The sequence below is a fragment of the Chryseobacterium sp. Tr-659 genome, assembly GCF_011752975.1.
Classification (GTDB): domain Bacteria; phylum Bacteroidota; class Bacteroidia; order Flavobacteriales; family Weeksellaceae; genus Chryseobacterium.
Map to the genome: position 1 here is coordinate 483,562 of NZ_VWWP01000003.1, position 12,801 is coordinate 496,362.

Consider the following 12,801-nt stretch of genomic DNA (forward strand, 5'->3'; position numbering starts at 1 on the left):
TACAAGGAACACCCTCTCCCGGCATCCATTCTTCCTTTCCACAATCAAAAATTTTTAAAAACCATAGAAATCAAATTATTTAATCCTATTTCTTTATGAATCTGTTCTTATACTCGCTTCCATCTGAACTTCTGGAAACAATAATATAGTTCCCCGGTACCAGCTGGCTTACATCAATCGCCTGGTTATACCTGTGATCATTTTTCTTCAATACCAGCTTTCCAGACATATCTATGATGGAAACTTCCTTATATACCTTATCCGATTCTTTCCCGATATATAGAAGCTGTGCCGTTGGATTGGGATAGATTTTCAGGTTATTATCCTTCGCTCTGCTCTCTCCTGTTCCCAGGTTGCTGCAGAAATCCCAATTACCGAAATTCAGTTGTAAAAAAGCAAAAGGATCCAGCATCTGGCATTGATCAGGGCAATATTCAGTACAGGCATAAAATCCATATTTACCTGAATTTGTAGCAACATATGTATCTCCTGACACTCCAGGGATTACACAAGGATCTCCTGTAAACGGAGCAGTGCTGGTGGGTACACATCTGAACCAGACATGTTTGCCATACACTACGGGAAATATATTATCCAACTGTACAGAAGCACCATTGCATACATTTATTTCCCCCATATTTTCCTCATAGGTTCCCGGGGTATAGGTAGACATCATTGCGGGAAGACCATACACAAAACCATCTGCAAATACCGGAGTACTTTCTGCTGTACAGTCGCCTTCACTTACTATTACTTTATAATAATTCAGCTGGTCATTTCCGTTAATAGTCAGTTGTTGGGAAGTAGCTCCCGGAACAGGCACCCATGGATTGTTATTCGGTGTCTGCCACGTCCATTCCTGCTTATACCATTGATAAGCTGCATAAGTTTGCGCAGTAGAAAGTATTTCGTCTTCAGTATCGCAGAATAAAATGGACGCGGGGTATTTCATTCCTAACCTGGGACTGGTAATTGTAGGGTTACACTGCGCTTTTATATTCAGAAGGCTAAATAATAAAAAGGCTAAAAAGATTAATTTTGTTTTCATATATGGATATTTAAGTTGGTGTTTTAATAGATCTTCTTCATCAATCCAGCAATAACCTGACTCCGAATTTCATATTAAACTGAAGTGGCTTTTCTTTATATATGGTGTTGGGAGCATCTTCGCTCTTAAAGTGATATCCTATTCCCGGCTCAGCATAAATTCCCAACCTGTCTATAACTTTCAGCTGCAATCCGACAGCTGAACTGACAGAGAATTGAAGCGTCTTATGTTCCAGACGTTCCTTAGACGTTTCCTTTATTTCATCATTAACAATATAGGTGGTGGTAATACTTCCCGATATCGGTTTTTCAACCAATGCACCACCTGTAACATACCCGGTAAACTTCCCTTTCTGAATTACATTATAATTAACCTGAACAGGAACTCCTACATAATGCACCGTCTGATCTCCTTTAATATAATTCATTTCACTTCCTGAATGAAGCTCAGAAGATAATTTGGTATAATTCAGCCCGGTTCCTATTCCCCATCTCTTTCCAAGGTTATAATAAACGGAGAAACCAAAAGTAACAGGTACCTTATGTCTGATTCTCGCCTCTATCGGCTGGCTTTGGTTAGCCAGCAATATTGCAGTAAGAGGATCATCATCATGAAATACAGAAGTACTCCAAATCTGTTCAATATTCATAGGTTTTCCACTGATGGAAGCATATCCCGGAAACTGCTGTTCTGCTCCGTTTGAGGATATATTTCCTGTAAGCATACTCAACATCCAAGATTTTTTTTCCTGGGTTTTTGCTATTTTATTTCTTGTATCATCTGCATAGAGTTCTTTTGTTTTTTCTTCTTTAAAAAGAACCTCATCACGTTTTTCTTCTACTACCGGCTTATTTATTGTTTTATCTGGCGCGGGTTCTTTCCCGGAGATTTGATTCTCATGATGAAATAACTCTGCTCCAGTAGAAGTTTCCGTTATTTCTTGAAAATTGCGGCTCTTTTCTGTCCCTTTGTTCCGTAAGTTTTTAAAAGACCTGTGATCTAAGGCATTTACCATTAATTCCGGTTTATTACCATTCTGAACTAAAGGATCAGCGGAAGCAGATTTGATTTCAGTTCCCGAATCCCGATAATCATTAGTATTTTCTAAAGAACGATTTTCATTTTCTTTCAAATCTTGCTGTTTCCGGGAAAGAATTTTATGAGAATTTTCCTGTGGAAGTAATTTAATGATCAGAAAAAGCAACGTAATTGCAGCCGCAATACCTCCGATACGATAAAATAAAAAAGATTTTCTTGCATCTGAACCTGTCTCTTTTTTTCCGGTTTCCTGCTCATCAGACACAGGAATAGCCCCTGCAATCATATGATCTTCTTCTCCGGAGAATAATTCCTCTTTAATGTCATCCCACAACCCTTCCGGAACGTCCTCTTCATGGTCATCCATTCTGCTTCGCAGGGTATTTAGCCATTCATTATTCATATTGTGCTTTTTTTGACATTTTAAAATCTTTTATCTTCTGAACAAGCAATCCTTTTGCCCGGTGAAACTGAGATGCAGACGAATTTTCCGCGATTCCCAGAAGCCCTGCAATCTCTTTATGGCTCTTTTTCTCAAATACAAACAGGTTAAAAACCGTTCTGTAACCTTCCGGAAGTGATCTGATCATCATCATAATATCATCGCGCGGAATTTCCTCAAAATCAGGTTCTTCTTCATTGGGAATATCCGGAAGCTCATCCACTTCCACTGCTGATTTAAAATCTCCTTTTTGTTTTATATGCTTTAAAGATTCATTAACCGTGATTCTGGTCATCCATGCTTTTAAAGAACCATTTCCCCTGTATTCGAAAGATTCTATAGAGCGGAACATTTTGATAAAACTATTTTGAAGTACATCATGTACATCTTCTTTTTCGGTGATATAGCGGGAACATACATAAGACAGATTTCCGGAATAAGCTCCAAAAAGCTCTTTCCAGGCAGCTTCCTCCTTTTTCAGAAGGTGCTTTACCAAAATCTGTTCTTTACTTTCTTCCATATACTGCCTCAGTTCCTGATGGGATATTTAAAATTTAAAGCAAAAATAGATTGCATCTTATTAAAGTGCAATCCATTTATGATGATATCTATTAATTCTTTATACAGAATGGAAAGTTATAATCGATAACTTCATATGGAGCAACTAATGTCCCGTCTACCGTAATCTTTTCTGCCGTCACTACAAACCTTAAAGATCGGTCCATCCCTACATAAAATCCTTTCTGTTTGGTTGTTAAATCTACAATCGTCTTTTTATTTACACCATCCACAGGAATCTGAAGTTCCATGGTTTTAGGAGCAAAAGCCAACTCTATAACATTACTTTGAGCATTCACTGATGCTGTATATTTAAGATCATATTTCACTTTCCCCATCGCTTTCAAAGCGGCTTCTACTTTGGCTGGGTTCTTCACTACCGTCTTCACAATTTCTTCAATTGGGAATTCTGCAAATGTGATCGTATCTTTTTTGACTTTGAATTCTTTAACACTCTCTTTCTTTACATTTCCTTGTACAACAATAAGTCTTCCTTTGTAATTTCCTGGAAGTTCCTCAAGCTTTACCAATGGTATATCCGGACCGTCATTGTTGCATGAGGATAAAGCGAATCCTGCCACTAGCAGTAAAACAGTCATTAAAAAATAGGGTACTGTCAATTTTTTCATTGCATAATTTTTTTCGTTAAACATTAATTATTTCCGAGTACTCATTAATATAAATCCTGTTTTTATAAAATCTTGCATGATTTTTTTAAGAAAAAACATGTTTTTTCCATAAATGACTGATTTAAAGAACATAAAAATCCATCGTAAGCCAATATCCATTTAAAATTTAAATTTCAAGACGTCAAAAAATATAATTTATCCCTAATTACAGGTAGAAAAAAACCACTATTTCTTTGTATTGTTATGGTGGTCTGTCTGAAAGTACATTTGTCCCAGTAGATTACAAAATATTATTATGAAAATGCAAGGAGTAAAAAAAATTATTTCGACCTTTATGATGTCTGCCATTATTGGTGCTGTATTCACAGCATGCAGTAAAGATGATGATCCTGCAGAAGCAAAGGCTGTAATGAAATTTACGATCACCGTAAATGGAGCAGATTCCAATGACCAGGCTGATTTTATTGTAAGCGCAGGAAATCACGATGCCAGCCAATACGGAAGTCCTGTCTGGAACATGAATGGGACTACACAGGGCAATTTAGATGACATCCAGCTGGAGGTAAGCAACTTTACCGGTAATACAAAAACGTATGTTTTTGAATCTGTAAAACCATTCAATTTTTCCAGTCTGCATGTTGCTCTCAGCAATTTTGACGGTGCTCCTATTTCTGTGAGCTATAAATCTGAAGTGGGAGGAAATGTGGAAACCAATGAAACAAAATCATTGGCAGCCGGACAGACATTCATCAAAGATTACTCTTACGTGGCAAAATAGTTTTGACCTTATCAAATATTGTTTTAATTAGTGGGGAATAAATAGCCGGTTCCGGCTATTTATTTTTGGTAAAAAGTGTTTATATAAAAAGATACTACCTCATGGATATCATTCTGAACATATTACAAATCAAGAATCTTAATTGTGTTGGTTTTAGAGATTCTCTGATAAGCTCAGCATGATAGAAGCCAGATATCTGACTTTTGAGATAGTATCTTTTATTATTCTATGGCTATTCTACTCCACCTCCAAGTGCCCTGTACAGATCAACCTCCGCATTCAGCCTTTCAAGGGTAACATTAATTGTTTCCAGATCATTCTGGAGTTTATTATTCTGTGCTGTAATTACTTCCAGATAAGTTGCCATACCACTTTTATACAGTTTAAGTGCATCATTGATTCCTTTATCTAAAATAGCCGTTCTCTGTTCCAAAAGTTCCAGTCTTTCAGAAGAACCGGTAGATTTGGCCATTGCATCAGAAACTTCTCCCACTGCTGTCATTACTGATTGCTTAAAATTGATGGCTGCTTTTTCCTGTTCAATACGCGCTGTTTCATATGCTGTTTTCAGCTCTTTCTTCTGAAATATCGGAGCTGCCAGATTTGCTGCAATTGCTTTGGTTATAGATCCCGGGATATCAAACCATGAATTGAACTTATTCGAGTTCACTCCTATCTGCGGGCTGAGGCTGATGCTTGGATACATGGCTGCTTTTGCCAGTCCTGTTTTTGAATTCAGGCTGATCACGTTGAATTCGGCAACTTTCAGATCCGGTCTTCTGCTCAGCAGCTGTGCCGGTAAACCTTCTGAGAGTTTATTTTCCGGAATCATGGTTTTAAGAACTCCCTGCCTTTCTATCTTTCCCGGATATTCTCCGCAAAGGATGCTTAAGGCATTTTCCTGAATAGAAATATTCTGTTTTGCCAAAGGAATCAGCAGCTCCGCAGTTTTTTTTTGTGCCTCGGACTGCTGTATCGCCAATGAATTGATCTGCCCGGCTTTAAACTGAAGATTCATCATTTTCAGGGTATTATCACTAAGTTCTATATTCTGCTCTGCAATTTTCAGCTGTTCATCCAGACTTATCAGATTATAATAAGCCTGTGCTACCTGCACTACAATTCTGCTTTTTATGGCATTTAGATTTTCTTTTTGTCCGAAATATTCTGCGGCTGCGGATTCTTTCTGCATTTTGGCTTTACCCCAGATATCTACTTCCCAGGAAAGCCGGATAGCTGCATTAAAGTCATCTATATATTTGGTCCCCAAAAACTGCTCGTTAAGAGATCCGTTAAGACTGTTTTTAGAGGCCCAGCTTCTGTTGGCACCGGCTGTAAAATCCAAAGTAGGCATCAGAGACAATTTGGCTTTCTTATAGGCCAGATCCAGCTGTTCTATATTTTTTACCGCCACACTCACTTCATTGTTTCTGGTAAGTGCTTTATCTATCAATCCTATCAGTTTAGGATCTTTGAAAAAGGTCTTCCAGGGAAGCACAATTGTATCTCCTGTTAGCTGTACAGATTCTTTATATGTTTCAGGAAGCTGAAGCTCTGTTCTTGTATATTTTTTCCCTACGGCACAAGACATCAGCAGTGATGCCATTGTGCCTGAAATAAGGAAATTTTTTATTTTAAATAGTGTCATTCGTCAATTGATTTTGTGTTGCAGGATATTTCTTTTTCGTTGAAAATTTTTCATCCAGATATTGGAAGAACATGTACAATACCGGAATTACGAAGACTCCCAGTACTACTCCGCTCAACATTCCTATAGCAGCACTTGTGCTGATTGATTTGTTTCCGGAAGCCATTCCTCCTGTAGAAATCATTAGAGGAATCATCCCTACAATAAAGGCCAGTGAGGTCATGATGATGGGACGTAACCTTGCCTTAGCTCCTTCCAGCGCAGAATCCAAAATAGAAAGCCCTGATTTCCTTCTCTGTACAGCAAATTCAACGATCAGAATGGCATTTTTAGCCAGCAAACCGATAAGCATAATCAATCCTACCTGTACATAAATGTTATTATCCAGTCCAATAGCTTTTATTCCTAAGAAAGCTCCTACAATTCCCGTTGGTATGGAAAGCATTACAGCCAGAGGAAGAATGTAACTTTCATATTGTGCTGCCAGCAGCAGATATACGAAAAGTAAACATAATCCAAAGATGGCAATGGTCTGATTTCCTGCGGATTTTTCCTCCAGACTTAAACCTGTCCATTCATAACTATAGTCTGAAGGCAGTTTATTCAATGTCTGTTCAAGCTTGCCCATTAATTCTCCGTTACTCACACCCGGTTTCGGAGATACATTGATATTTAATGAGTTATAAAGATTATAACGCTGAACGGATTCCGGACCGTATACTTTTTTCAGGGTGATCAAAGTATTCACCGGTACCATATCTCCTTTTTCATTCTTTACAAAAATATCATTGAAAGCCTGCTCATCCATTCTGAAGACACCATCAGCTTTTATATTTACCCTGTAGAATTTCCCGAATCTTGAAAAGTTCTGGGACTGATCTCCGGAGAAATAAGTCTGTACTGTACCTAAAAGATTTGAAATACTTACTCCGAGTTGCCTTGCCTTATCTTCATTCACCTCAAGTTCCATCTGAGGATAATCTGCACGGAACATGGTATAGGCAAATGCGACTTCCGGAACCTGCATCAACTGACCGATCAGCTCATCTGCTTTCGCTTTCAGAACCTGTGGATCTCTGCCCATACGATCCTGAAGCACGATTTCTGCATCGTTTGTCATTCCATATCCTTCTACCGGAGGCATTCTGAAGGTCATAACGCTTCCTTCTTTAATGGCTGCCAGTTTTCCGTTGGCCATATCTACAATTTCCTGAATATCCTGAACCGCTCCCCTTTCTTTTTTAGGTTTTAGTTTAACAAATCCCATTGCATAAGCCGGACCGGCACTGTTACTTAACAGGTTATATCCTGTAATGGAAGTGTTTTCCTGAACGGCATCCACGCTTTTTAAAATTGCATTGATCTTATTAGAAACCTCCGTAGTCTTCGTTAAAGCTGTTCCCGGAGGCATACTTAATGTATACATGAAAAACCCGTCATCTTCCATAGGAACAAAACTTTTCGGAGTACTGGACATCAGCCATCCTGCAATACCGATAATTCCTATAACCAAACCTCCTGCAATCCATTTACGTCCTATTAAAAATTTAACTCCTTTGGCATAACGGTTGGTCATATTATTGAATCCGGCGTTGAATGCTACGGCAAATCTCTGCCCGAATCCTTTTGGCTTTTCTCCTTCTCCCGCATGATTATTTTTCAGAAATACAGCACATAAAGCCGGTGTCAAAGTAAGTGCATTGACTGCCGAAATAATAATAGCTATCGCCAATGTGTACGCAAACTGTTTATAGAACAGCCCTGCAGAACCGGACATAAATCCGATCGGGATAAATACTGCTGACATCACCAGTGTAATGGAAATAACGGCACCTGTGATCTCACTCATTGCTTTGTGGGTGGCATCTCTTCCTGAAAGATCTGTCCCTTCCATATTACTGTGCACGGCCTCTACCACTACTATGGCATCATCAACCACAATACCGATGGCGAGTACAAGAGCAAAAAGCGTCAGTACATTGATTGTAAATCCTAAGACCAGAAGGAAAAAGAAAGTACCAATGATAGCTACCGGCACTGCTACTGCCGGAATAATGGTAGATCTGAAATCCTGTAAAAAGATGAATACCACAATAAATACCAGTATGAATGCTTCTATCAGGGTAGATTTTACTTGTCCTGTTGCTTCATCCAGCCTTTCCTTTGTACTCATTACTTTCGTGTATTTTATGCCTGGCGGGAATGATTTGGACAATTGATCAAGGGCTTTGTTTACTCCTATTTCGATCTGGTTCGCATTAGAGCCGGTAGTCTGCATAATAGCAACAGTAACGGCATTTTTACCGTTGGAAAGATTATCTCCTGTGTTGGAAATAGCCCCGAATTCCACACGCGCCACATCTTTTAATCTGATTATTTGACTTCCCGTATTTTTTACAATGATATTTTCGTATTGTTCCGGCTTATTTTTCTTTCCTTTATACCTTATTACGTATTCCAGGGCGGCATTAGACTCTTCTCCCAATTTACCGGGAGCCGATTCCAAACTGTGGTCTGCAATAGCTCTTGAAACATCTGCCGGTTCAAGCCCGTATGATGACATTTTCTGAGGGTTAAGCCATATTCTCATGGAATAATCCTTCGCTCCGAATACCATCGCCTGCCCCACTCCTTTTACTCTTTTCACCTGTGGAATAAGGTTGATATTGGCATAGTTCTGCAGAAAAGTTTCGTCGTATTGTTTATTATCTTCCGTATAAATATTGAAGATCAGCACCATACTGTTTTGCTGCTTGGATGTTGTCAATCCCATCCTCACGACTTCCTGTGGCAGTATCGGAGTGGCCTGCTGTACCCTGTTTTGCACATTTACGGCAGCCTGATCTGCATTTACACCCTGCTTGAATATAATGGATATGGAAAATGTACCATCATTACTTGCGGTAGATTTCATATATTCCATATCTTCTACTCCATTGATCTGCTCTTCCAGAGGGGTTACTACGGAACGGATCACGGTTTCACTGTTTCCTCCCGGATAAGAACCTGAAACAGTGATAGTGGGTGGTGAAATATCCGGGAATCTGGTCACCGCCAGCTGGTTTAATCCTATTATCCCCAAAATGACAATAATAAGGGATATTACCGTCGCCAGTACCGGACGGTCTATTATCTTTTTTAACATTTTTGAATTTTCTAAGAATGATTATAAAAACTATTTCAAAGGGATCACTTTGGCCACTACATGAGCTCCGTCTGTAAGAGCATCAATTCTGTTGATCGCGATTTTATCTCCTGCATTCACTCCTTCTTTGATAAAGTAATCCTGGGAAGTACTTCCTGATACTGTAATCTGAGTCATTTTCACTTTATCCTTACCTTCGAGTTTATACACAAAGAATCTGTCCTGAATATCTTTTACAGAATTTTTCGGGAGCTTGATCACTCCATTCAAAGCATTATGGATCATTACTCTTGCTGTTCCTCCTGCTCTCAGTAATTTGTCAGGATTCTGGAAAACAGCTTTCATCTGTATGCTTCCTGTATTCCTGTCGAAATTTCCACTGGCATTCTCCAATCTTCCTTTGAGGGGATATGCGGAACCGTCTGCCAGAATAAGCTCCACATCTTCAGGGGTATTTCCTGATGCAGCAGCTCTGCTGTGGACAATAAAATCGGCTTCATTCATTGAGAAATATACATTGACTGTATTGATACTTGAAAGCGTAGTTAGTGGTGACGGATCTGAAGGGCTGATAAGATTTCCTACCCTGTTCGGAATTCTTCCAATATATCCGCTAACCGGCGCTTTGATATACGTAAAATTAGCATTGATCTTTGATGATCCTAATGATGACTGCGCCTGAGCTACCTGCGCAGATGCCGCTTTGTAACTAGCCTGAGCTGTTTTTAACTGCATATCTGAAACTACTTTTCCTTCTACAAGAGGTTTTAATTTTTCAACTTCCAGTCTTGCAGTTTCCTGAGCGGCCAAGGCGGCTTTTAGGGCTGCCTGATTGGTATTAACCTGTTCGTTGTATACAGAAGGATTAATTCTGAATAAGGTCTGTCCCTTGCTTACATATTGCCCTTCTTTAACATATACAGCTTCCAGGTAACCTGTCACCTGTGCTTTAATATCTACATTATCCTGGCCTTCTATACTTCCAGGGTAACCTGTAGAAACATCTGCATCTCCGGATTTCACCTGGATAAAGTCTGTGGGCAATGCCTGCTGCATCTGCTGGGCATTTTCCTGACCATTTCCGGAACCGCACGAGTAAAGTATTGCTGCTGCGGTAAGTGAAAGTACCAGATATCCTTTTCTGTAATTCATAACATTGCTTTTTAAATTTTACAGCAGCAAAATAACTCCATATAATAGGGATATTTATGTAGAAATCGGGTGAAGCGTAATTAATCGCAGGTGAAGCGTATGATAATAAAAATGAAAGGAAATCCTATATTTTCTTTTTAAAACCGACATTAAAAGTGCGTTTTGGATTGAATATAAACAAATTATTAATAAGCTCATTAACAGTATCCGAAAAATTGAGACAAAAAAAGACTGCCTTATCTGAAAGCAGTCATAGTTATTCTTTTTTGAATTAATAATCCATCCAGGATTTGAAAATAGAAGCTTTTTCCCGGCTCACGATCACTTCTAAATCCGGTTGTTTTCTCAACTCCAGTTTCAATTTTCCATTAAAATGATTGAAGATCTGTTTTACGGAATCTATATGAATAATGAACTGCCTGTTGGCGCGGAAGAAAAACTTCGGGTCCAATTGTTTTTCAAGCTCTTCCAAAGTCTGGGGAACATTTTCCACAATACCGGTATTCAGCATTGCCTTACTGATTCCCAGCTCGGTATAAAAGTATAATATATCTTCAGCCAGAACGGTTTTATAACCATCCCGGTGAGCAATCAGAAAACGTTTTCTATAATCTTTTGGCTGTATATAATTTAATAAGCCTTCAATGGCCGTTCCTACTACCGGAACAGATTCCATAAAGGTTTCATAGCGTTTTAAAGCGGCATCCAGCTCTTCTTCTTCAATGGGTTTCAGGAGATAATCTATACTGTTATATTTAAATGCCTGTACGGCATATTCATCGTATGCTGTTGTGAATATAACTGCACTTTTAATTTCGTGTTTATTGAATATTTCAAAACTCAACCCATCTGCAAGACGTACATCCATCATAATGATATCCGGAACAATGTTGTTTTGCAGCCAATGTACCGTTGAGGTAATCGAATCTTCTACAGAAAGGATTTCAATATGAGGTCTAAGTTTCAGCAACAGCCTTTTCAGCCTGTCTGCATTGGGCCTTTCGTCCTCTACTATTAAAATTTTATTAATCTTCATATCAAGGGTAGTTTTACAGTAAATTTATCTTCGGTTCTTTCTATAATTGGCTTTGCATATCCCAGAATCTCATACCTGGCAATAATATTGGTAAGTCCTACTCCTGAGGAGTCCGGTTTATTAATTAACGGAAGGAATGTATTGGACACGGCCAATTCTCCTTCAGAGCTGGTATAAACATGAATTTCCAAAGGATTAGCCTTTGAGGTCTGATTGTGTTTGATGGCATTTTCAACCAGGAGCTGCAGAGACAATGGAAGTGTATACATAGATCGATATTCTTCCTGAACATCAATTTTAAATATGACACCTTCCCCGATCCTTTTTTCTATAAGGAAGATATAGGATTCCAGGAATTTAAGTTCTTCTTCTACGGCAATAATGTCTTTTTTGGAATTAACGAGCAGATATCTATAAACTCTTGCAAATTTTTCAGAATATTCATATCCCAGCTGCTGGTCTGCCAGAATGAGCTCAGACAATACGCTCAGATTATTGAAAATGAAATGTGGATCTATCTGAAGTTTAAGCGCCTGAAGCTCTGCTGCCATAGCAGCCTGTTTATGCTTGGATGCTCTCAGTTTATGCTGAGCCGCTTCTACGGCTGTTTTCTTCCAGTTTTCAAGTAAATAATCCACGGTATTAAAGGCGCTGATAATAAGCGATATAACAATATTAGTAGCAACCCACTGCCCTAATAAAGTGTATTCTTTGCGGGCATCCATCTTGGGTAATGTTTCCGAAGTACAATCAACAACCGTATTAATGATAATTACAATCAAAACGCTGCCCACAATCTGCAGCAGACACTGAATAAGCAGGCGTTTTATTGTTCTGTTTCGCCACGGCAGCATTTTATTAAGCATCCTGTCAATCAAAATACTAACCTCAGAAATAAGAATTGAAAAAAGAAGAACCCAAAGAATATCCTCAGTAATTACCTGCCAAGGTTCTTTGAAATATATCTGCCACACCGGATCAAACGGATCAATCAGGTAAGAAAAAATATAGAAAGTGATGCATGCTACTGTCCAGATCACCAGCCTTCTCTTCATGGCAGAAAGAATCTTTTTATTCCGTACTATATTTTTTCTTATGGTAGAAATTTTGGTCATATCCTGGGCTTTGTGGGTGTAAATATAGAAATAGATTTTATATGGATCTGGTCTATTTTATACGAGACCGCCAAAACCGTACCTGAAGCGTAAAATAGCAGAGGTAGAATGGATGTGAACGTTTCATCACCTCAAAAAGACATTTCATCATCATTTTATGCAATGTCACCCTATTTTTATGATAGGCCCATTCTCTTCTGTAATAGTTTTGC

10 protein-coding genes are annotated in these 12,801 nt (G+C 38.7%); 1 reads left to right on the top strand and 9 read right to left on the bottom strand.

The features are described from left to right. Positions 1-85 precede the first annotated feature (85 nt). The 4 genes from F3J23_RS09740 to F3J23_RS09755 all read right to left on the bottom strand — a co-directional run bounded on the left by F3J23_RS09740 (position 86) and on the right by F3J23_RS09755 (position 3,715). Entirely contained in the window at positions 86-1,048 is a 963-nt protein-coding gene (locus F3J23_RS09740; RefSeq protein ID WP_167027652.1) for a T9SS type A sorting domain-containing protein, read from the bottom strand. A gap of 40 nt (positions 1,049-1,088) precedes the next feature. Further along, entirely contained in the window at positions 1,089-2,489 is a 1,401-nt protein-coding gene (locus F3J23_RS09745; protein WP_167027655.1) for an outer membrane beta-barrel protein, read from the bottom strand. Then, positions 2,482-3,048, bottom strand: a complete 567-nt coding sequence (locus F3J23_RS09750; RefSeq protein WP_167027658.1) for an RNA polymerase sigma factor — start codon at positions 3,046-3,048, stop codon at positions 2,482-2,484. Before F3J23_RS09750 ends, F3J23_RS09745 begins: the two co-directional genes overlap by 8 nt. A 91-nt stretch (positions 3,049-3,139) precedes the next feature. Next, complete coding sequence (locus F3J23_RS09755) at positions 3,140-3,715, bottom strand: DUF4840 domain-containing protein (protein WP_167027661.1); 576 nt, start codon at positions 3,713-3,715, stop codon at positions 3,140-3,142. Positions 3,716-4,010: 295 nt separating this feature from the next. Here F3J23_RS09755 and F3J23_RS09760 point away from each other — a divergent pair, with 295 nt between their 5' ends. Beyond that, positions 4,011-4,493, top strand: a complete 483-nt coding sequence (locus F3J23_RS09760; RefSeq protein WP_167027664.1) for a hypothetical protein — start codon at positions 4,011-4,013, stop codon at positions 4,491-4,493. Between the two features lie 232 nt (positions 4,494-4,725). On the opposite strand, the gene F3J23_RS09765 is transcribed toward F3J23_RS09760, so the two are convergent. From F3J23_RS09765 to F3J23_RS09785, 5 genes are all read right to left on the bottom strand, one after another. After that, a complete protein-coding gene (locus tag F3J23_RS09765) occupies positions 4,726-6,141 on the bottom strand; it encodes a TolC family protein (RefSeq protein ID WP_167027667.1) in 1,416 nt (471 codons plus the stop codon). Continuing rightward, the gene (locus tag F3J23_RS09770; RefSeq protein WP_167027670.1) at positions 6,128-9,286 is read right to left on the bottom strand and encodes an efflux RND transporter permease subunit; all 3,159 of its coding nucleotides are present in this window, start codon (positions 9,284-9,286) and stop codon (positions 6,128-6,130) included. The genes F3J23_RS09765 and F3J23_RS09770 overlap by 14 nt, the downstream gene beginning before the upstream one ends. Positions 9,287-9,316: 30 nt before the next feature. Next, entirely contained in the window at positions 9,317-10,438 is a 1,122-nt protein-coding gene (locus F3J23_RS09775; protein ID WP_167027673.1) for an efflux RND transporter periplasmic adaptor subunit, read from the bottom strand. A gap of 271 nt (positions 10,439-10,709) precedes the next feature. After that, complete coding sequence (locus tag F3J23_RS09780; protein WP_167027676.1) at positions 10,710-11,474, bottom strand: LytR/AlgR family response regulator transcription factor; 765 nt, start codon at positions 11,472-11,474, stop codon at positions 10,710-10,712. After that, a complete protein-coding gene (locus tag F3J23_RS09785; protein WP_167027679.1) occupies positions 11,471-12,589 on the bottom strand; it encodes a sensor histidine kinase in 1,119 nt (372 codons plus the stop codon). Before F3J23_RS09785 ends, F3J23_RS09780 begins: the two co-directional genes overlap by 4 nt. Positions 12,590-12,801 lie beyond the last annotated feature (212 nt).